22 protein-coding genes are annotated in these 20,168 nt (G+C 61.8%); 9 read left to right on the forward strand and 13 right to left on the reverse strand.

The window, feature by feature from the left end:
- Nucleotides 1-12 precede the first annotated feature (12 nt).
- Nucleotides 13-1,512 carry a replicative DNA helicase gene (locus tag VFB05_RS04835; RefSeq protein ID WP_325009377.1) on the reverse strand — a complete coding sequence of 500 codons (1,500 nt, stop codon included), beginning with the start codon at nucleotides 1,510-1,512 and terminating at the stop codon, nucleotides 13-15.
- Between the two features lie 264 nt (nucleotides 1,513-1,776).
- Nucleotides 1,777-1,899: a hypothetical protein gene (locus VFB05_RS04840; protein WP_325009379.1), complete on the reverse strand. Its 123-nt coding sequence runs from the start codon at nucleotides 1,897-1,899 to the stop codon at nucleotides 1,777-1,779.
- Nucleotides 1,900-1,933: 34 nt separating this feature from the next.
- Between VFB05_RS04840 and VFB05_RS04845 the strand changes: the two genes are divergently transcribed.
- Nucleotides 1,934-2,254, forward strand: a complete 321-nt coding sequence (locus VFB05_RS04845; RefSeq protein ID WP_325009382.1) for a hypothetical protein — start codon at nucleotides 1,934-1,936, stop codon at nucleotides 2,252-2,254.
- A 14-nt stretch (nucleotides 2,255-2,268) separates the two neighbouring features.
- Here the strand turns inward: VFB05_RS04845 and VFB05_RS04850 are convergent, their stop codons facing one another.
- Entirely contained in the window at nucleotides 2,269-3,519 is a 1,251-nt protein-coding gene (locus tag VFB05_RS04850; protein WP_325009383.1) for a cyclopropane-fatty-acyl-phospholipid synthase family protein, read from the reverse strand.
- Nucleotides 3,520-3,958: 439 nt separating this feature from the next.
- On the opposite strand from VFB05_RS04850, the gene VFB05_RS04855 reads away from it, so the two are divergent.
- Nucleotides 3,959-4,822, forward strand: a complete 864-nt coding sequence (locus tag VFB05_RS04855) for a hypothetical protein (RefSeq protein ID WP_325009386.1) — start codon at nucleotides 3,959-3,961, stop codon at nucleotides 4,820-4,822.
- Nucleotides 4,823-4,909: 87 nt separating this feature from the next.
- On the opposite strand, the gene rplI is transcribed toward VFB05_RS04855, so the two are convergent.
- The 4 genes from rplI to rpsF form a co-directional block, all read right to left on the reverse strand.
- Nucleotides 4,910-5,515, reverse strand: coding sequence for a 50S ribosomal protein L9 (rplI, locus tag VFB05_RS04860; protein ID WP_325009388.1), 606 nt, complete (start codon nucleotides 5,513-5,515; stop codon nucleotides 4,910-4,912).
- A gap of 37 nt (nucleotides 5,516-5,552) precedes the next feature.
- Nucleotides 5,553-6,509, reverse strand: a complete 957-nt coding sequence (locus tag VFB05_RS04865) for a hypothetical protein (RefSeq protein WP_325009391.1) — start codon at nucleotides 6,507-6,509, stop codon at nucleotides 5,553-5,555.
- A 125-nt stretch (nucleotides 6,510-6,634) separates the two neighbouring features.
- On the reverse strand, nucleotides 6,635-6,874 hold the full coding sequence (gene rpsR / locus VFB05_RS04870) for a 30S ribosomal protein S18 (RefSeq protein ID WP_325009393.1): 240 nt from the start codon (nucleotides 6,872-6,874) through the stop codon (nucleotides 6,635-6,637).
- Between the two features lie 5 nt (nucleotides 6,875-6,879).
- A complete protein-coding gene (rpsF, locus tag VFB05_RS04875) occupies nucleotides 6,880-7,374 on the reverse strand; it encodes a 30S ribosomal protein S6 (protein WP_325009395.1) in 495 nt (164 codons plus the stop codon).
- A 439-nt stretch (nucleotides 7,375-7,813) separates the two neighbouring features.
- Here rpsF and fabD point away from each other — a divergent pair, with 439 nt between their 5' ends.
- The 7 genes from fabD (at nucleotide 7,814) to gmk (ending at nucleotide 14,566) form a co-directional block, all read left to right on the forward strand.
- Nucleotides 7,814-8,767, forward strand: a complete 954-nt coding sequence (fabD, locus tag VFB05_RS04880; protein WP_325009397.1) for an ACP S-malonyltransferase — start codon at nucleotides 7,814-7,816, stop codon at nucleotides 8,765-8,767.
- 18 nt (nucleotides 8,768-8,785) lie between these two features.
- Entirely contained in the window at nucleotides 8,786-9,523 is a 738-nt protein-coding gene (gene fabG, locus VFB05_RS04885) for a 3-oxoacyl-[acyl-carrier-protein] reductase (protein ID WP_325009399.1), read from the forward strand.
- Between the two features lie 288 nt (nucleotides 9,524-9,811).
- On the forward strand, nucleotides 9,812-10,051 hold the full coding sequence (locus VFB05_RS04890; protein ID WP_006610957.1) for an acyl carrier protein: 240 nt from the start codon (nucleotides 9,812-9,814) through the stop codon (nucleotides 10,049-10,051).
- Between the two features lie 96 nt (nucleotides 10,052-10,147).
- Nucleotides 10,148-11,413: a beta-ketoacyl-ACP synthase II gene (gene fabF, locus VFB05_RS04895; protein ID WP_325009416.1), complete on the forward strand. Its 1,266-nt coding sequence runs from the start codon at nucleotides 10,148-10,150 to the stop codon at nucleotides 11,411-11,413.
- A gap of 195 nt (nucleotides 11,414-11,608) precedes the next feature.
- Nucleotides 11,609-12,868, forward strand: coding sequence for an endolytic transglycosylase MltG (gene mltG / locus VFB05_RS04900; protein WP_325009418.1), 1,260 nt, complete (start codon nucleotides 11,609-11,611; stop codon nucleotides 12,866-12,868).
- A 149-nt stretch (nucleotides 12,869-13,017) separates the two neighbouring features.
- On the forward strand, nucleotides 13,018-13,905 hold the full coding sequence (locus VFB05_RS04905; protein ID WP_325009420.1) for a YicC/YloC family endoribonuclease: 888 nt from the start codon (nucleotides 13,018-13,020) through the stop codon (nucleotides 13,903-13,905).
- A 25-nt stretch (nucleotides 13,906-13,930) separates the two neighbouring features.
- Complete coding sequence (gmk, locus tag VFB05_RS04910) at nucleotides 13,931-14,566, forward strand: guanylate kinase (RefSeq protein ID WP_325009422.1); 636 nt, start codon at nucleotides 13,931-13,933, stop codon at nucleotides 14,564-14,566.
- Between the two features lie 6 nt (nucleotides 14,567-14,572).
- On the opposite strand, the gene VFB05_RS04915 is transcribed toward gmk, so the two are convergent.
- The 6 genes from VFB05_RS04915 to lptD form a co-directional block, all read right to left on the reverse strand.
- Entirely contained in the window at nucleotides 14,573-15,466 is an 894-nt protein-coding gene (locus VFB05_RS04915) for a hypothetical protein (protein ID WP_325009424.1), read from the reverse strand.
- Nucleotides 15,467-15,612: 146 nt separating this feature from the next.
- Complete coding sequence (locus VFB05_RS04920) at nucleotides 15,613-16,671, reverse strand: alcohol dehydrogenase (protein WP_325009426.1); 1,059 nt, start codon at nucleotides 16,669-16,671, stop codon at nucleotides 15,613-15,615.
- Nucleotides 16,672-16,692: 21 nt separating this feature from the next.
- Nucleotides 16,693-17,547, reverse strand: coding sequence for a 16S rRNA (adenine(1518)-N(6)/adenine(1519)-N(6))-dimethyltransferase RsmA (rsmA, locus tag VFB05_RS04925; protein WP_325009428.1), 855 nt, complete (start codon nucleotides 17,545-17,547; stop codon nucleotides 16,693-16,695).
- Nucleotides 17,544-18,548: a 4-hydroxythreonine-4-phosphate dehydrogenase PdxA gene (pdxA, locus tag VFB05_RS04930; protein ID WP_325009431.1), complete on the reverse strand. Its 1,005-nt coding sequence runs from the start codon at nucleotides 18,546-18,548 to the stop codon at nucleotides 17,544-17,546. Before pdxA ends, rsmA begins: the two co-directional genes overlap by 4 nt.
- 3 nt (nucleotides 18,549-18,551) lie before the next feature.
- Nucleotides 18,552-19,493 carry a peptidylprolyl isomerase gene (locus VFB05_RS04935; protein ID WP_414643150.1) on the reverse strand — a complete coding sequence of 314 codons (942 nt, stop codon included), beginning with the start codon at nucleotides 19,491-19,493 and terminating at the stop codon, nucleotides 18,552-18,554.
- Between the two features lie 173 nt (nucleotides 19,494-19,666).
- Nucleotides 19,667-20,168 (reverse strand): LPS assembly protein LptD (gene lptD / locus VFB05_RS04940; protein ID WP_325009433.1); only part of this gene is annotated, 502 nt, incomplete at its 5' end.

A 20,168-nucleotide genomic window follows, 5' to 3' on the forward strand; every position in this document is an offset into this window, starting at 1 on the left:
GAGAGTTCCGCTTTAATAAGCCCGGGCAGGTAAATGACTGTCAGGGGTCAGGTTGCCGAAACGAGTTACGCTGGATTCGAACTGGAGTTCGACCGTGCCGGTCGGACCGTGGCGCTGCTTGCCGATGATGACCTCGGCTTTGCCCAGCGCGCGATCCATCTCGGTCTGCCATTTGATGTGGTCATCCGTGCCGGGAACCGGTTGCTTCATGGCAAGATAGTATTCCTCGCGGAACACGAACATCACGACGTCAGCGTCCTGCTCGATCGAACCGGATTCACGCAGGTCCGACAGCTGCGGTCGCTTGTCGTCGCGGCTTTCGACCTGACGCGACAATTGCGACAACGCGATAATGGGGACCGCAAGCTCCTTGGCGAGCGCTTTCAGGCTGGTAGTGATTTCCGTCACTTCCTGCACGCGATTGTCGGAGCGCTTGGACGATCCCTGGAGCAGTTGAATGTAGTCGACGACCAGAAGGTCCAGCCCTTTCTGCCGTTTCAACCTTCTTGCGCGTGCCATCAGCTGCGCAATCGAGAGGCCGCCGGTCTCGTCGACATAAAACGGCAGCGACTGCATTTCGATCGAGGCGTCGCGGATCTTCTCGAAATCGCTTTCGGCAATGCCGCCGCGGCGAATGTTGCTTGAGGGAATGCCGGTGCGTTCGGCGATGATACGCGTGGCGAGCTGCTCGGCCGACATTTCGCAGGAGAAGAAACCGACGATGCCGCCGTTGACCGTCTTCCGGGTTCCGTCCGCCTGCAGTTCGTCCTGGTGTGCCTTCGCGATGTTATAGGCGATGTTGGTGGCGAGCGCCGTTTTGCCCATGCCCGGGCGACCTGCAAGAACGATCAAGTCGGAAGGCTGCAAGCCGCCCATCTTGATGTCGAGATCGCGCAGGCCGGTGGCGATGCCGGACAACTTGCCGTCGCGCTGGAACGCCTTGGCGGCCATGTCGACGGCCACTGTGAGCGCTTGGGAGAATTTCTGGAACCCGCCGTCATAGCGGCCGGACTCCGCCAGTTCGTAGAGCCTGCGCTCGGCATCCTCGATCTGGTTACGCGGCGCAAAGTCGACCGGTGCGTCGAAGGCGACGTTGACCATGTCTTCGCCGATCCGGATCAGATCGCGGCGTAGCGACAATTCATAGATGGTACGCCCGTAATCCTGCGCGTTGATGATGGTGGTGGCTTCCGCGGCCAGCCGCGCCAGATATTGGCCGACGGTCACGCCGCCGAGGTCGGTGTCGGCCGGCAAAAAGGTCTTGAGCGTCACCGGGGTCGCCACTTTGCCCATCCGGATCAGGCTAGCGGATGTTTCAAAGATGGTCTGATGGATCGGTTCGAAGAAATGCTTCGGCTCGAGGAAGTCCGAAACCCGGTAGAACGCGTCGTTGTTGACCAGAATCGCGCCCAAGAGGCTCTGCTCCGCCTCGATGTTGTGGGGTGCAGTGCGGAAAGCGGGAGTTCCCACCTCAGGGGCGAGTTTCAGAACGTTCGAATCAAGCGAGGGCATGAGATCCAGTGTTCGCGGAAGTTTGGCAGATAAGGGGCAGCGATAAAGCGCCTCTCTTGCGGCAAGTGAAAGCCGCAAACAGCCTTATGCCCGATTCTCACACTGGAGTTGGGGGACAACAAAGAGTGTCGCTGAAGCGCTTGACGCGACTTGCCGTCGCGGACGGCCCGCTCCGGCAAAAATGTGCGATGCGAATGAACCTTTCGCCGAGCGGACGCACTCAATATCCGGGAGCCGCTGCATCTGGCTGCCGGGGATAAAGTGTCAGATCAGGATGAGATAGAGCAGCGCGAAGAGGGCGGCGCCGGCGGCGATCGCGATCAGCGCATAGTCGGTACGGACGTCCGAATGCACAGGTTGCGAGGATGGCGAGGTTTTCTGAGCCATTTCGCTGATTTAGGGAAGGGCGCCAGAGTCATTTGTGAACCAGATCACAGGTTGCGATTTTCTTTTCGGGCAGTTTTGTGCGGAACGAGCCGACGGCGATGGAATTATCGGTAAGCGGGTTTCGAGGGGCTGGCAGGATGGAGCGGCTATGAGCCAACAACTCCCGTCATGGCGGACCGAAAAGGGTCAGTCCTTGTGGCTTTCCAGGCTGATCGAGGCGATGGAAAAGTTTTCCCGTCCCGAATGGCGCGCGCGTCCGGTCGACCGGCGTGACCGCCTTGCCCTGTATTCCCGGCTGGCCCAGCCCGCAATCGCGCATCACGCCTATGCGTCGCGGTTCAGTTTGCGGAACTGACGGCGAGGTTTGGCCTATCTGCCGGCCACCTGAAGACGCGGCTTCTTCCCGATCTCAAACCGCCGCAACTTGGCTTCCTCGTGCGTGATGTAGTCGCGCGTCATCGGCACGATGCCTTGGCGCTTGGTGAGCTGAATCTGAATGTTCATCAGGTTCTGCTTGCGGAACGCCATCTCCGAGGAGGCGAGATAGAATTCCCACATCCGTGCAAAGCGCTCGTCATAGAGCTGGATCGCCTCTTCCCGATGCGCCATGAAGCGCTCGCGCCACGCCTTCAGCGTCTCTGCATAATGTAGCCGCAGGATCTCGATGTCGCAGACGAGCAACCCGGCGTGCTCGATCGAAGGCATGACCTCGGACAGCGCCGGGATATAGCCGCCCGGAAAGATGTACTTGGCAATCCAAGGATTGGTGGCATCGGGGCCCTCGGAACGCCCGCACGAGTGCAAGAGCATCACGCCGTCGTCGGTCAGCAGTTCGGCGCAGCGTTTGAAATAGGTGTCGTAGAAGTCGACGCCGACATGTTCGAACATGCCGACGGACACGATCCGCTCAAACGGGCCCGGAATGTCGCGGTAGTCCTCGAGCAGAAATCTCGCGGAGTGGCCGAGATTTTTTTCCGCTGCGCGCGCATTCGAGACCTGCAGTTGCTCGGTCGACAGCGTTACGCCTGTGACGTTGGCGCCTGCCGTTTCCGCCAGATAAAGCCCAAGACCGCCCCAGCCGGAGCCGATGTCGAGGACACGATCGTTTGGCCGGACCAGGAGCTTGGCCGCGATATGGCGCTTCTTGGCGAGCTGGGCATCGTCCAGCGTCATATCAGGGTGTTCGAAGTAGGCGCAGCTATACTGCTGGTCGGCATCCAGAAAGAGCGAATAGAGCTTGCCGTCCAGATCGTAGTGATGGGCGACATTGTTTTTGGCGCGGCCGCGCAGGTTGAACTGGCGCAGGTGCCTTGCCATGTAGCGCAGCCACCATTGCGGTCGGGCCCAGTGCGGCACGACTTGCGGCTGATCCATCACGATCGCGAGCACATCGGCAATCGAGCCGTTTTCGACGATGAAATCGCCCTCGGTGTAGATTTCGCCGAGCGTAAGCTCCGGGTTGCGGAGCACCCTTTTTTCGGCGTCGGTAGTGAGGAAGCGAGCGAAGACAGGCGGTCCGCTGCCGTCGCCGCAGGTGAATTTGTCTCCATTCGCGAGCGTGAAGGTTATCGCGCCGCGGCGAATGAACTTCTGAAGGAAGTAACGCAACAAACGGTCCATCGAAATCACCTGAGGGAGCGATCCCGCAAAAAAACTCGGTCGTCACATCCGACGTACCTGGAACCCGATAGTTCCTGTACGTCTTCGTGAAATCATAAAAGCGCCACGGGCCCTTTTGCTACTGCGTTGTATACAAAGCAGATATTCCCGGAATTCAGGTTCTGATGCTTTCGTCGCAAGCCTGCTTCCATTCGTGGGATAATTGGATAATAAGGTGGCGCCGCCGGGGGCTTCGCGAGGGGCGCTGGACGCGTTTTCCGCATCTGGAGAATAGGGAATGATGAGCCGAGCGCGCATTTTTGCGGCGGTCATGCTTCTGATCAGTTGTCTTGTCGGCCCGTCCGCGTGGGGGCAGGCTACAAATCTCGAAGCTGGCAAAAGTCCATCCCAGCTCTTTACCGGTACTTGTAACGCTTGCCACAAATCGCCGCGTGGTCTCTTGAAAACGGTCTCGCCCGGCTCGCTGCCGGGGTTCCTGCGCGAGCACTACACGACGAGCGGCGATATGGCCTCGCAGCTGGCAACGTACCTGATCTCCAACGGTGCGGGCGACAAGTCCAAGCAGGGCGCTGATAAACCGGGGCAGGGCGGCACTGATCAGGCCGACCGTCAGGGCCGCAAGAACAGGAATGCGCCCGCCCAGGAAGCTGCAAGGCCGGACGATACGACACCTCTAGGAGACGGCGGACGGCAGGGTCGTAAACGGCAAGCACGTCCCGGTGAAGCGCCAGAGGAGGGCAGGCCTGCCGCCAACGCGCCTGGTCAGGCGGACACCGAGCAGCGCGGCCCTGATGGCCGCAAGCTTTCGGCCAAACAGCGGAACAGGCAAGGCAAGCCGCCCGGCGCCGAGGAGCCCTCGATGGCCAATGAGCCGCCCAAGGCTGATTCCGGAACTGACGACAAAGCGAGAGGCGAGCCGCGTCAGGAAATGGGCAATGCGGGTACGAGGCCAGATGCCGACACCAAGCCGGCGGAGCCGGCGACGTCCGAGCCTGTTAAGTCCGAACCTGTTAAGTCGGAAGCCGCCAAAACCGAACCGCCTAAAATCGATGCGGCCAAGGACGGCGCGCCAGGCGACAAGTCGATGGTTCGTCGCGATCCGGTACCTGCCGTAACGCCTGCGCCGCCGGCCGCTGCTGTTTCCGCGCCTGTATCTCCGGCAATTGCATCCGGTGCACCGTCCGAGTCTGCTGCACCTCGGCCGCCAACTCCTTCGGCTCCGGAATCGCCGGCCGTCACCGCCGCTTCCGCGCCGCCGCCAGCGCCGTCAACGGGACCGCCGGCGCCCCCGATGTCGCAATAGTCGTTCAGCATTCACGCTAGCTCGTTCGCAAATAAAAGCCCGGCCAATCGGCCGGGCTTTTCGCATCCATCCACGACGCCGAACGGCTTACTGCTGCTCGGGCTCGGCGCTCGGCTGCGGCGCCAGTTCGGTCGGCAGGGCTTCCGGATCGAAGAATTCGCCTGCGGCCGCGATGGCCTCGGCGGCGGCGTCCCGATCTTCCTGACGCGTCGAAATATCCTCGCCGCGCTTGATGCGCTCGGCTTCGTCGGCATTGCGCGCGACCGTGACCGTGATGGTGGCTTCCACCTCGGGGTGCACGGCAATCGTCACCTTCTGCTGGCCGACCATCTTGATCGGCGCATCGAGCCAGACTTGTGGCCGGGAGATGGTGATGCCGTCGGTGGCGAGCGCCTCGACAATGTCACGCACCGTGACCGAGCCGAACAGCTGGCCGGACTCGGAAGCCTGACGGATAACGACGATGTCGCGGCCCTCGATCTTCTCGGCGACTTTGTTCGCTTCGCCCTTGGCCTGGATGTTATTGGCCTCGAGTTCGGCTTTCATGCCGTCGTACTTGGCGCGATTGTCCGCGGTGGCCCGCAGGGCCTTGCCGCGCTTGAGCAGAAAATTGCGGGCATATCCGTCCTTGACGCGAACGACCTCGCCCATCTGGCCTAGTTTGGCGACGCGTTCCAACAAGATGACTTCCATTTTCGTTTTCCTTTCAGATCGTTCGAGATTTGCAGTTTCAGTTTTCAGGATTGGGTAGCGGCGGAGGCCTGTCACGCAAGTAGCGCGCGCGGAGCCCGAAGACGGCGTCAGCCAGCCCAAGCAGAGCGACGGCGAGCAGCGCCCACGCGAAGCCCACGACCACGGCATAGGCGCAGCCCAGCCATAACGCGCGGCTCTTCAGGGCAAGCGTCAGTGTGTGCAGCACCGCAAAGCCTGTCATGGCATAGGCGATCGACAGACCAGCGGTCACCACCTGCGCGAAGATCGCCAAAAGGCCACCGGAAAAACATCCAGCGATAGCCGCAGCAAGGGCGGCGATCGTCATTGTCGGCAGCGCGGTGCTTCTCAGATCCGGCCAGGGACGGCGCAGTCGCCGCGATGTCGCGGCGATCTTGGCGGCAAGCCACAGGTTGAGGGTCAGCATCACCACGGTGGCCATTTCGGCTCCGACCGGCGCGATCACGACCAGCGCATCGAGCGTGGAATCGTTCAGCGCCAGGCCCGACGATTCGAAAAGGTCACCCCAGCCTCTGCGAAGGGTGCTGTGAATCGCCGCAGCATCAGAGCCCATCATGAGAAGCGTGGCCGCCGTGATGATCGTCGCAAAAATCACGATCCACAGCAGGATCCGTCCGACCGGATACCATTCCATCGCGCCATCTGCGTTGGCGGCGGCATCTTTCTGCAGTGGCCGCGCCAGCAGGACGAGATGCGCCAGCCACCAGGCCGGCAATGCATTCACCACAGCGAACACACCGGCGTAGGGAAGGCCGAACAGCGAGGCGACGGCAACGGTTGCGAAAGTCCCGCCGATCGCCGCACCGAACGGGCCCCATACCAGCGCCACCACCATCAGCGGCAATGGTGCGAGATAGATCAATAGCAGCGAGATCGCCGCGCCCGAGGTGATCGAGGCGAACATCAGTGCCGACGCGAGGCCGGCGACCAGCGCTATTGCTATGGTCGCAATCATCAGCTGTCCCGCCCCCTTCGAGCGGTTAGAGGTCTTTATCGACCCCAACCATCGGCGACCGGACGACCCGGAAGCCTTATGAGTAATTCGATCCGCGGCGTTTTGCGCCGCGGATCAAGATCGTCTTAGCGAATGACGTAAGGCAGCAGACCGAGGAAACGCGAGCGCTTGATGGCGCGCGCGAGTTCGCGCTGCTTCTTGGCGGACACGGCCGTGATGCGGCTCGGCACGATCTTGCCGCGCTCGGAGACGTAACGCATCAGCAGCTTGGAATCCTTGAAGTCGATCTTCGGCGCATTCGGACCCGTGAACGGGCAGGTCTTGCGGCGACGGAAAAACGGACGACGTGCACCAGCTTCAGCCATTGTTCTTACTCCTCATCCGCCGGCGCTGCGTCGGCATCATCACGAGGGCGGCGCGGGCCGCGGTCGCCACGGAAGCCACCATCACGGTCGCCACGGAATCCACCACCGTCGCGGTCGCCACGGAAACCGCCGCGATCACCGAAGCCGCCGCCACGATCGTCGCGCTCACGGTCGCGATCGGCCTTGCGCATCATCGCCGACGGACCTTCCTCGAGCTCCTCGACGCGAACGGTGAGGTAACGGATCACGTCTTCGCTGATCCGCTCCTGCCGCTCGATTTCCGAAACGGCGGCCGACGGCGCGTCGATGTTGAGCAGCACGAAATGCGCCTTGCGATTCTTGTTCATGCGATAGGTCAGGGACCGCACGCCCCAGTTCTCGGTCTTGGTGACCTTGCCGCCCGCCTGTTCGACGATGCCGGTCATCTGGGCGGTTAGTTCTTCGACCTGTTGGGTGCTCGCGTCCTGACGCGCGAGAAACACATGCTCGTAGAGAGGCATGGATGTCCTTTCCTTGCGTTAGCGCGGTTCCCGGCGGCAAGCCCTTCGAGACCTTCGGAAAGGACTCGGGATAAGCTCAGAAGGCGGAAGCACGGGACGACGGGCCGACTGGCCCTGCCACATCAAAACACCAGAGGTGAAATTGCTGAGACCGTCCGTTCAGCTCCCGGCAGGGATCCACGGATGTGGCGCGTTATAAGCATTTTGGGCGCCCTTGCAAGCGAAAGCCCGGGGGGTCGAAGGGGCCGATGGAGCCGGCGCAGCGCCTCTCGGCTTGACATGGAAGGCTCCTGCGGTGTCTTTCGGCGCGGCTTGCGGCGCGATGAGTGATTTGGCGCGCTTTCCTGGTTTCGGAAATTCTCGCAAGATATTGAAAAATAAGCATAATCAAGTTGTCTTCCGCAGCGGGGCAGCAGAAGACGGATCTCCGAGGACGCTCATGACGGCAGCATTCACCTTTCCGGGTCAGGGTTCCCAGGCCGTAGGCATGGGCAAGGCGCTGGCGGAAGCTTTCCCGGCGGCGCGCGCCGTTTTCGACGAGGTCGATGCGGCGCTCGGTGAAAAGCTGACGGCCATCATCTGGGATGGCCCGGGCGAGACGTTGCAACTCACCGAAAACGCCCAGCCGGCGCTGATGGCCGTCTCGCTGGCGACCATGCGGGTGCTGGAGAGCGAGGCTGGCTTCTCCGTTGCCAAGCATGCTGCCTTCGTTGCTGGGCATTCGCTCGGTGAATATTCCGCTCTGGCTGCGGCCGGCAGCCTTGCCGTCAGCGATACTGCGCGTCTGCTTCGCGTTCGCGGCCTCGCCATGCAGAAGGCGGTACCGGTAGGTGTCGGCGCGATGGCCGCGCTGCTCGGCCTCGATTATGAGACTGCGGTCGCGGTTGCGAATGAGGCTGCGCAAGGACAGGTTTGTCAGGCCGCCAACGACAACGGCGGCGGCCAGGTGGTTGTTTCCGGCGACAAGGCCGCGGTCGAGCGTGCGGTCGAGATTGCGAAGACCAAAGGCGCCAAGCGCGCGATGCTGCTGCCGGTCTCTGCGCCGTTTCATTGCCGGTTGATGCAACCCGCGGCGGACGCGATGGCTGAAGCACTCGCCTGCGTGACGATCAAGCCGCCAGCCGCGCCCGTGGTGTCGAACGTGTTGGCAGCGCCGATTACCGAGCCCGATGAAATCCGCCGCCGGTTGATCGAACAGGTGACAGGCACAGTGCGCTGGCGCGAGTCGGTAGCCTATATGGCTGGGCACGGCGTCACGCGCTTTTTCGAAATCGGCGCCGGCAAGGTGCTCAGCGGATTGGTCAAGCGGATCGCCGAAGGCGCTGTCGGTGTTTCAGTTGGCGGGCCGAATGATATTGTCTCGGCGAAGGACGCGCTCGCGCAGTCATCCTGAGTTTCAAGGGAAGAAAAGATGTTCGATCTCACAGGCAGGACGGCGTTGGTCACAGGCGCAAGCGGGGGCATTGGTGGCGCGATCGCGCAAGCCCTGCACCGGCAAGGCGCTACGGTGGCGATTTCCGGCACGCGGCGCGAGGCGTTGGACACACTCGCCGCCTCGCTGAACGAGCGCGTCCATGTGCTACCCTGCAATCTCTCCGACTCAGCCGAGGTTGAGGCGCTCGTGCCGTCTGCCGAAAAGGCGATGGGGCAGGTCGATATTCTCGTCGCCAACGCCGGCATTACGCGCGACAATCTTTTTGTGCAGTTGCGTGATGAAGACTGGGAGCAGGTGATCAACGTCAACCTGACCGCGACCTTCCGTCTCGCCCGCGCCGCAACCAAGCTGATGATGCGCAAGCGCTTCGGCCGGATCATTGCGGTGACGTCGGTGGTCGGCGTCACCGGCAATCCCGGTCAGGCCAATTACACCGCCTCGAAGGCCGGTCTGATCGGCCTGATCAAGACGCTTGGCGCCGAATATGCCCGGCGCAATGTCACCGCCAACTGTATCGCGCCAGGCTTCATCGCCACGGCCATGACCGACGCATTGAACGAAAAGCAGCGTGAAGCCATTCTATCAAAGGTTCCAGCCGCGCGGCTGGGGACACCAGACGACATCGCTGCTGCGGCGGTCTATCTCGCCTCGAACGAAGCGGCCTATGTGACCGGCCAGACCATTCACGTGAACGGCGGAATGGCTATGATTTAGAGGCTTGATCTGAGGCGTCCATGGCGGGGCGAAACGCCGCCCGGACGGAGGTTGAGGCTTGTAGTCAAGGCTTTGGAAGTATGGTAACCGAACGCCAATGAGGGGCAAAGAACACCATTGCAGGATGAGGAAACCCTGTATATTGGCGATGCGGAGCCTGTCATCGTGCGCCGGGTCCGTATCGGCCGTGACGGGCCCAAAGACTGTGCGCGACTAGCGAATGAAATTCACGACCACGATGGCTCGTACGTCTTGGGTCGGTCCAATGGAACAGCACGAGGTTGAGCGATGAGTGAGATTGGCGAGCGGGTTAAGAAGATCGTGGTCGAACACCTTGGTGTCGAGCCCGAAAAGGTTGTCGACAACGCGAGCTTTATTGACGACCTCGGCGCCGACAGTCTCGACACGGTCGAGCTCGTGATGGCTTTTGAAGAAGAATTCGGTTGTGAGATTCCTGATGACGCCGCCGAGACGATCTTGACCGTCGGCGATGCGACCAAATTTCTGGAAAAGAACGCGAAGAGCTGACGCCCCCGCGCGGCCTGAGAAAGCGGCAGGGACCGTGGCCTCACGGTCCCGCTGTTTGTTATCGGGGACCGCGTGCAGCTGGCCGGAGTGATCTGAATGAGGCGGGTTGTTGTCACAGGCCTTGGCATGGTTTCGCCGCTTGGCTGTGGCATAGAGCCGACCTGGAAGCGTATCCTGAACGGCGAGAGTGGCGCGCAGAAGATCGCGACATTCGACGTCTCTGATCTCGCCAGCCAGATTGCCTGTGTGGTGCCTCGCGGCGATGGCTCTGGCGGCACCTTCAATCCCGACCAGTGGATGGAGCCGAAAGACCAGCGCAAGGTCGACGACTTCATCATCTTTGCGATGGCGGCGGCGCGTCAGGCGCTCGATGACGCCAACTGGCATCCCGAAAGCGAAGAAGACAAGTGCGCCACCGGCACCATGATCGGTTCCGGAATCGGCGGTCTGTCGGGGATTGCCGATACCTCGATTCTTCTGAAGGAGCGCGGACCGCGCAAGGTGTCGCCGTTCTTCATTCCCGGCCGTCTGATCAATCTGGCCTCCGGCTATGTATCGATCGAACACGGCTTGAAAGGTCCCAATCATTCTGTCGTCACCGCCTGCTCGACAGGCGCGCATGCGATCGGCGATGCTACCAGGTTGATCGCGCTGAACGATGCGGACGTCATGGTGGCCGGCGGCACCGAATCGCCGATTTGCCGAATCGGGATGGCGGGCTTCTGCGCCGCACGCGCGCTGTCGACCGGCTTCAACGAAACGCCGGAAAAGGCCTCGCGCCCCTACGACAAGGATCGCGATGGTTTCGTGATGGGAGAGGGAGCCGGCATCGTTGTGCTCGAGGAACTGGAGCACGCGAGAAAGCGAGGCGCCAGGATATACGCCGAGGTGGTCGGTTATGGATTGTCCGGCGATGCCTATCACATCACCTCGCCGTCGCCGGATGGCGATGGAGGCTTCCGCAGCATGAGCGCCGCGCTGAAACGCGCGGAAATCTCAGCCTCAGATCTCGACTACATCAATGCTCACGGCACATCGACGCAGGTCGGCGACGAAATCGAACTTGGCGCCGTGGAGCGGCTCCTGGGCAACGCGGCATCGAGAGTTTCGATGTCCTCGACCAAATCTTGCACGGGGCATCTCCTGGGCGCGGCCGGCGCGATCGAAGCGATTTTCAGTATTCTTGCGATTCGCGATAACATCGCCCCGCCGACGATCAATCTCGACAATCCATCGGTGGAAACCGCGATCGACCTCGTGCCGAAAACGCCGCGTGAACGCGAAATCAATGTAGTGTTGTCGAATTCGTTCGGTTTCGGAGGTACAAACGCATCCGTGATTCTGCGGCGCGTGGCCGGCTAGTAGTTCCTTTCAAAGTGGCTATCCTTCAAAAGGCGCGAGTTGCGAACGTTAGAATCAGCCCAGCGGCGCGCGCGTCATCGCGCAAAGCATCACCGTTTCGCCGTATTCGGTGATGATTCCTAGATGCGGGCGAGACCACCGGCCAAGTTGAGTTTTCAAGGCCACGATTGAACCGACAGGATTCAGGTTGCATCGATGAGTGAAAGGCCGCCCATTTCGCCGAGGAGTCCGCGCGCCGCGTTGGAGCCTGAGCAGGTTCCGCCGCCGCCCAGGCGCTCGGAGCGAGCCCGTAACCCGTTCATCGTGGTCGGCAACGCCATCATCACCTTCATCCTGCTGGTGATGATCGCCGTTGGCGGGACCTACATCTACGGCAAGCAGAAGATCGAGGCGCCCGGTCCGTTGCAGGAGGACAAGATCGTCAATATTCCGACGCGCGCCGGGATGAGCGATATTGCCGATATCCTGCAGCGCGAAGGCGTGATCGACAACAATCGCTGGGCCTTTATCGGCGCCGTGTTTGCTCTTCGGGCGCGCTCCGATCTCAAGCCCGGCGAATATCAGTTTCAGAAGACGGCAAGCCTGCGAGATGTGATCAGCACCATCGTCGATGGCAAGGTGGTGCAGCATTCCATCACCATCCCCGAAGGGCTGACCTCCGAGCAAATCGTCGCGCGGCTTTCCGAGAACGATATTTTCTCGGGCTCGGTGCGGGAGATCCCGCGCGAAGGAACGCTGCTGCCTGAAACCTACAAATTTCCCCGCGGCACCCCCAGAGAGCAGGTGATCGCGCGCATGCAGCAGGCGCAGAAACGCGTGCTTGGCGAGATCTGGGATCGCCGAAATCCGGATGTTCCGCTCAAATCGCCCGAGCAGTTGGTGACGTTGGCGTCGATCATCGAAAAGGAGACCGGCAAGGCGGACGAGCGCAGCCGCGTCGCTGCGGTGTTCGTCAATCGGCTGCGGCAGAAGATCAAGCTGCAGTCCGATCCAACGATCATCTATGGGCTGGTTGGCGGCAAGGGGACGCTCGGCCGGCCGATCAAACGCAGCGAAATCCTTCAGCCGTCGCCGTACAATACTTATGTCGTGGACGGATTGCCGCCCGGGCCGATCGCCAATCCGGGCCGCGCATCACTCGAGGCTGCCGCCAATCCGGCGCGGACGCGTGATTTGTTCTTTGTCGCCGATGGCACCGGCGGCCACGCCTTCAGCGACACCTATGACCAGCATGCGAAAAACGTCGCCAAGCTGAGGGCGATGGAAAAGCAGATCCAGAACGATACGGTCGAGCCGGCTGACGATCCGCCGCCGGCGGCGGCCAATGCCTCGGCGGATTCCCCGCCGGCCGCGCCGGCAAGGCCAGCCCCGGCCAGGAAGCCGGCGCGCCCGGCGCCTGCCGCCCGGCAAGCCACGCCGCAATCGTCCGCATCCGCTCCGGCCGTCCAGCAATAGCACCACGGGCGTGTCACGAAGCCGAGCCGTCATGATCGGAGGCGGCGGCCGCAAATTCCACTTTTGCGCCAGACGCGCTAAACTCGCGCGTGTTTTGGCCAGCGAATCCGTAAGGCCTTAAGGTTTCCGTTTTCGGAGAATTCCACGCGATGGTCTTGTCGAGCATGACCGGCTTTGCCCGCAGCCACGGCGCCAGCGGGCCCTATGTGTTCGAATGGGAACTGAAGTCGGTCAATGCCAAGGGGCTGGACCTGCGCCTGCGTCTTCCGCCCGGATGGGACGAGCTGGAGGCCTTCGCCAAAAAGCGAGCGGCGGAGGTGCTGTCGCGCGGCACGATATACGCCAGTTTCAACGTGAAGCGTGCCAACGCGCAGTCGACGGTACGCGTCAATGAAGACGTTCTGGCCTCGGTGGTGCGTGTCGCCGGAGCGCTCGCCAGCAAGATCGACGCCGTGGCTCCCAGCATTGACGGATTGCTCGCGATCAAGGGCGTGATCGAGGTGGTCGAGCCGGAAGCCGATGAAGCCGAAGACAAAGCCGCGAAGGATGCCGCCAGCGCCGCCTTCGATTCTGCGCTCGCCCATCTCCTCGACATGCGCCGGCGCGAGGGCACTGCGCTCGGTCAGATCCTGTTGCAGCGCATGGACGAGATCGAGCAGTTGGCGAAGAAGGCGGAAGCATCGCCAGGACGCAAACCGGAAGCGATCCGCGCGCGCTTGGCTGAGCAGGTTGCGGCATTGCTGGAAACATCCGACCGGTTCGATCCCGATCGCCTCAATCAGGAAGCGCTTCTGATTGCGGCGAAGGCCGATATCCGGGAGGAACTCGATCGGATCGCCTCCCATGTGGCGCAGGCACGTGAAATGATCGCCAAGGGCGGACCGGTTGGTCGGCGTCTCGATTTCCTCGCACAGGAGTTCAATCGCGAGGTCAACACCTGCTGCTCCAAGTCGAACGATATCGAATTGACCAATATCGGCCTTGAAATGAAAAACGTCGTGGAGCAATTCCGCGAACAGGTGCAAAATCTGGAGTGACGCATGACTGATCGAGGGCAGGGCGATGTCGGTTGAACGGCGCGGATTGATGTTCGTACTGTCTTCGCCCTCGGGCGCGGGCAAGACGACACTCTCGCGCATGTTGATCGAAAAGATGCCTGGCCTGAAGATGTCGGTATCGGCGACGACCCGGCCGATGCGGCCCGGAGAAGTTGACGGCCGCGATTATCTGTTCGTCGCTCAGTCGCGCTTCAAGGAGATGGTTCATCACAACGAACTGCTGGAATGGGCGACCGTATTCGACAACAGCTATGGCACTCCGCGGGCTCCGGTCGAGGCAGCTTTGTCGGCGGGGCAGGATGTCTTGTTCGACATCGACTGGCAGGGCACGCAACAGCTACGCGAGAAGGCCCGGGCTGATGTGGTGAGCGTGTTCATTCTGCCGCCATCGGCTGCCGATCTGGAAAAGCGACTGCACAGCCGCGCACAGGACAGCGCCGCGGTCATCCGCTCCCGCATGAGCAGAGCCACGCATGAGCTCAGCCACTGGGCGGAGTACGACTACATCGTCATCAATCACGACGTCGATGAAGCTTTCGCGGAAGTTCAGTCGATCCTGAAGGCGGAACGGCTCAAGCGTGAACGCCGGACTGGTTTGACGACATTCGTTCGGGAATTGCAGCGGCAGCTGGAGAAGTAGCTGATCTCATCTCGTCGCGTGTCGAGGCGGGCGCCGGGCCAGTTCACGCGCGCGACGGGTAGAGGCGACGCTGGGAACGCCACGGGCAAATCGAAAACCCCGGCCATCCGGATTGGGATGATGATCCGATAGGACGATGCGGTCGTCATCCGTCGTTTCCCAAAGCGGGCCACGTCTGGACCTTGCGACGCGGCGGCGAATAAGCCGGATACCTCGCCGTTTGGCGAGGAGTGCGGCGAACGCAAGCGCAACGAGTGCGGCTGCGATCAGACCCGCGATCGTTCCAGACCGGATCGGCACGGATAAACGGGTGAAGGGGATCGAGGGAAGGATCGCCTGAGATGGATCGACCGATGGTTGCGGGGCATCGTTGACGACGGTCGTCGTCGCGGGAGCGGTGCTGGGCACCGGGCTTGTGGCAGGCGGGTTCGGCCAACGTGTCGCGACTGCCGCGGTGGCGTTCCAGACCGAAGCATTTGCAGGACCGGCTTCGTTGCCAGCGGCGGTGGAAGGGTTGCCAGCCGCATTGGCGGGCGCGCTGGCCGCGGAATTGTCCTGCGGCCTGAATTCGGCACGGGCGTCGGCAACCGACGGTTTTGCTGGAGGAGGGGGCAGCGCGGCTGGTGGTGGAGGCGCGATCTCTTGCGGTGCCGCCGTGTTGTTTTGCGGCGAAGCCTGGGACAGTGCGCCACCTCCGTCGCGGCGAAGAAACCAGCACTTGCTCTTGTTGACGTGATCGATGTGGTAACGCCAATGGCTACCGGCCGGCGCATCGCCCCACGGAGCCGAAAGACATCCCTCGGTCGTCACCGGCTCGCTGCTGGCCACAGTTGTTAGCAGGAGGCCCGCGAGAATGTTAACAAAAATGACGGATACGAATTTCGCGGTTCGGCCTGACATACGCACTTCCGGTGAACGCAATACTTTTCACACGGCAAACCTTCTTTAAAAAATTGGGTCACAATGCGTCGCAAATTCGGACAGCGTTGGGCTTAATTCGGGCTCGTCCCCGTCACCTCCGCGACAGGAAAAAACGGCAAATTTCGCTAATTTTTCAGCACGATCCGGCCGACAACCTGACCTGCGCGCAGCGCATCGATCCATGTCTGAACATCGGCCATCGGTTCTTCCCGCATTGGCGTCGGCTTGATCTTGCCGGCGCGCGCCAGCGACATCAGTTCGTGCGCCTCGGCAAGCGTGCCAACCATGAAGCCCTCGATCGTCATCCGCTTGTAGACCCATTGCACCATGGGCAGGCTGAAATTGCCGCCCATGAGGCCGGAGACCACGATCTTGCCGCCGCGGGCAAGAACCGAGACTGCAAAGGCCATCGACTTTTCGTTGCCGGCAAAATCGACGATTTCGTCGAAGCCGCCCTCGGTCTCCTTGAGGATGCGCCTTGCGATTTCCGGCTCCGACGGATCATAGGCGATGGCCGCGCCGTTCTTGAGTGCGGTTTCGCGCGCCGCGGCGCTGAGGTCCGCCACCGTGATCGGCTGCTTGAACATGGCTCGCGCAAATGCGAGCCCCATCATGCCGACGCCGCCAAGACCGATCAGCAGCAGGTTGCGCTGTCGCGGGCGATCGACCAGCCGCTTCAGCGCGCCATAGGCGGTGACGCCGGAGCACATCAACGTGGCCGCCTGATTGACCGGCAGCGGATCGTATTCGAGGAGATACTTCGCATCCGGCACCAGCACGTGAGTGGCAAAGCCGCCGTCGATCGTGACGCCAAGGAAGCGTTGCTTGGCGCAGAGATTTTCATCACCCGCCAGGCACTCACGGCATTGGCCGCAGCCGATCCAGGGAAATACTGCGCGCTTTGCGCCGATCAGATCCTTTGAAATATCGGGGCCAACCTCTTCGACGACGCCGGCGATCTCGTGGCCGAGCGTGAAGGGCAGCGTCATGCCGCGGGTGGTGTCGAGCTTCTTGCCGCCGCCAAGATCTGCATAGCCATCCTGGATGTGAAGGTCGGAATGGCAAAGCCCGCAGCGCTCGATCCGAACCAGAACCTCCCGGCCCGCAGGTTTCGGCGCCTCGATAACAGTTTCGCACAGCGGAGCATCAAACTTGACCAGGGATTGGCGACGCATCAGCGGCATAGACAGTCTCCGGGGAAATGTTCAGGTGGTGTTGCGTATATGGGTCAATTCCCTCGCCATGGCAACAAAGCCGCCGACCGGAACGGTTTCGGGCCGCCGTGTCTCATCGATCCGGGCCGCGGCGACGAGCCGGGCCGGGTCGATGGCCAATGATTTCAGGCTTTGTCGCAACATTTTGCGGCGCTGACCGAAGGCAGCAGCGGCCACCTGCTCGAGCGCGCGGCGATCGCACGCTTCGGGGACGGGGCGCGGCAGCAATCGCACGACAGAGGAGGTTACCTTGGGCTGCGGCACGAAAGCTGCCGGCGAAATATCGAACAGGATTTTCGTCTCGGCGCGCCAATTCGCGAGCACGCCGAGGCGTCCATAGGCTTCGTCGTTCTCGTGCGCCACGATGCGCTCGGCGACCTCGCGCTGAAACATCAGCACCATCGTGTCGTACCACGGCGGCCATGGCTCGATCGACAGCCAGTCGATCAGAAGCGCGGTCGCGATGTTGTAGGGCAGGTTGGCGACGATCTTGGCGCGGGCAGATCCAAGCCACGGACGCGGGTCGAAGGCTTGCGCGTCGGCATTGACGATTTCGAGCCGTCCCGGATATCGCGTTGAAATTTCCTCGAGCGCAGGCAAAGCGCGCTCGTCGCGTTCGACCGCGATCACGTGGCGCGCGCCCATTGCGAGCAACGCGCGTGTCAGTCCGCCGGGACCGGGGCCGATCTCGATCACGGTCGCATCTTCGAGCGGGCCCGCGGCACGCGCGATCCTGGCGGTGAGGTTGAGATCGAGGAGGAAATTCTGTCCGAGGGATTTGCGGGCCGACAGCGAATGCCGGCGAATGACCTCGCGCAGCGGCGGAAGGTCGTCGATCGCGCTCATGCGGGTTTGGTTTCGGCCATCCGGGCGGCGAGTCGCAAGGCCGCGATCAGGCTTGCCGGATTGGCCTTGCCCGTTCCGGCAATGTCGAACGCCGTGCCGTGATCGGGCGAGGTGCGGATGAACGGCAACCCCAATGTGACGTTGACGGCCTCTTCGAACGCGAGCGTCTTGATCGGGATCAGTGCCTGGTCGTGGTACATGCAGATCGCGCAGTCATAGGTTTGCCGCGCCGCTTCGTGGAACATCGTGTCGGCCGGGACCGGCCCTCGGACGTCGAAACCTTCTTTGCGCAGCATGTCGACAGCAGGCGCGACGATGGTCTGCTCCTCGGTGCCCAATGACCCGTCCTCGCCGGCATGCGGATTGAGACCGGATACGGCAAGACGCGGACGTGCGATGTCGAAATGCGATTTCAGCCCGGCCACCACAATTCGCGCTGTCGTGACGATCAGTTCGCTGGAGAGCTGTGCCAGCGCTTCTCGCACCGAGACGTGAATTGTCACGGGCACGACGGCAAGCGTGGGCGACCACAGCATCATGACAGGCTGTGGCGTGGAATTATTCGTTGCGGCGAGCTCGGCGAGATATTCGGTATGGCCGGGGTGGCGAAATCCGGCGCGGTAAAGCACGTTCTTTGCGATCGGATTGGTGACGACCGCGCCGGCGCGGCCCGCCGTCACGTCTGCGACGGCCTGGCGAATCGAAGCCATGGCGGCGCCGGCACTGCTGTCATCGGGGTGGCCAGGCCGGGCCGTGGCGGCGTGACCGGTGGGAACGACTGGCAAGGCCTCTGCGAATACGTCGCCCGCCTCCTCGGGGCGCATCTCGGCGATCTTGATATTCAAGCCAAGCTGATTTGCCCGGCGCTGGAGCGAGGCGGCATCGCCGAGCCAGTAGAAAGCGGGCAGGTTGAGCTCATCACGGCGAAGCCACGCCTTGAGCGTGATGTCGGGGCCGATTCCGGCGGGCTCGCCCGATGTCAGCGCAAGAGGCTTTGCCATGCGTCAATGACATTCAATCATTGACGCCTTGCGGGATTCCGCCAGATACGATTTCGACTTCGCCTCGTATTTCTGGGCAAACATCTTTTCCCGGATTTCTTTCTTTTTGGGCGTGTCGACCTTGGTCGGATCCTTACCACAGAGCGCGACCATTTCGATGCCCTGCCTGGTGACTTCCGGCGGCGTGAGATGGCCGACCGGCGTGTTGTCGAGGATTTCGCGAAGCGAAGGCGGCATGTCGGCCGAGGTCTTGGTCACGGTTTCACGGATGGCCGCGTTCTGCATCGTCTTGAAGAATGCGTTTGCCTCGGTGCAAGTCTGAATGCGCGCACGCAAGGCCTCGGCCTCTTTCTTGCGGCCCTCGAGGACTTCCGGCGCAGACCCGTGCGGCACCACCAGCACGACCGGCTGCATCTTGTATTCGAAGCCCTGGGTTTGGGCTTGTTGGTCGCCGCTCTCCTGGGCTGCCGCGTTGACTTCTTTCTCGCCGATCTGCAGGCTTTCCTTGTATCGGCCGCGAACCAGATTGGTCCAGACCATGTCGGCCTTGATGCGCGACTTGAGCGTGTCGGCGCGAATGCCCTGGGACTCGAGTTGCTTCGTCAGTTGATCCGCCGTCAGTCGCATCCGTCCGCTCATGGCGGAATAGGATTGATCGACTTCGCTGGCCGAAGGATCGATACTGAATTTTTTTCCTTCCCTCAACTTCACCTTTTCGTCGATCAACTCGTTAATCACGTCCTGGCGTTCCGGCATTTTGTGAGTGCTCAGCATCATCAGTTTGGAGCGCTGCTCGATGTCGAAATTGGTGATGGGCTCGCCATTGACCATGCAGGCAACTTGCGCGCTTGCCGACGACACCGACGCGGCCATTAAAACGAGGGCCAAGCTACAACCAGGAACGAGCGTCGAAAGCCTTTTGAGGAATGATGCGGTCAGGGTCATGTTGCTACGTTAGCTCAAGTCGGATGAAGCAGATTTGACATCATGTCGCGTCTCGCCAGTTTGCAAGACGATCATTAGTCTAAACTCCCACCAGTGTCGTTCATTCGAAGCTCCTGCAGTACAAGCGCAAATACCGGTTCAGGACTTCAAACGAAGATACGTCACGCCCGCGCTTAGTGGGCCTGCGTCGTATTAGCAAGAGTGCGCAGGCCGAGCTGCAACATGAACGCGTGGCCGAGGATGGGCGGCGAGGTCGTTGTCGCATAGGAGAAGGAGGTGACATAGTTGGCGGCGAGCACGAAACAGTCGTCCACATAGCCCGCGCCGACGACGTACTGGTTGATCTGGTTGGCGACCAGATCCCAGCGCGCGGCGCCGGTGGCGACCCAGTTGGTCGCGACCTTGACCGAGCCTGAGACCAGGATGCCTTCGCGGCGTGTCAGGTAGCCGATGTCGGGCTGCGCCGCGTAGTCGCCGTACAGCAAGCTGACCGACCAGCGATCGAAGTTGGCAGCCGCTTCAGCCTCGAAGCGTTCGACGTTGCCGGTCGCCTGGTCGAACCGCGCCCGCGTCGCGATCGTGTAGGTGCGGTTCGGCGAGTAGCTCAGGCTCGCGACATAGTCCGACTTCGGCGTCTGCAGTCCCGAATCGACGCCCGTATTGGTCATGTCCTGC

It is taken from the genome of Bradyrhizobium sp. (genome assembly GCF_035652035.1).
Lineage (GTDB): Bacteria > Pseudomonadota > Alphaproteobacteria > Rhizobiales > Xanthobacteraceae > Bradyrhizobium.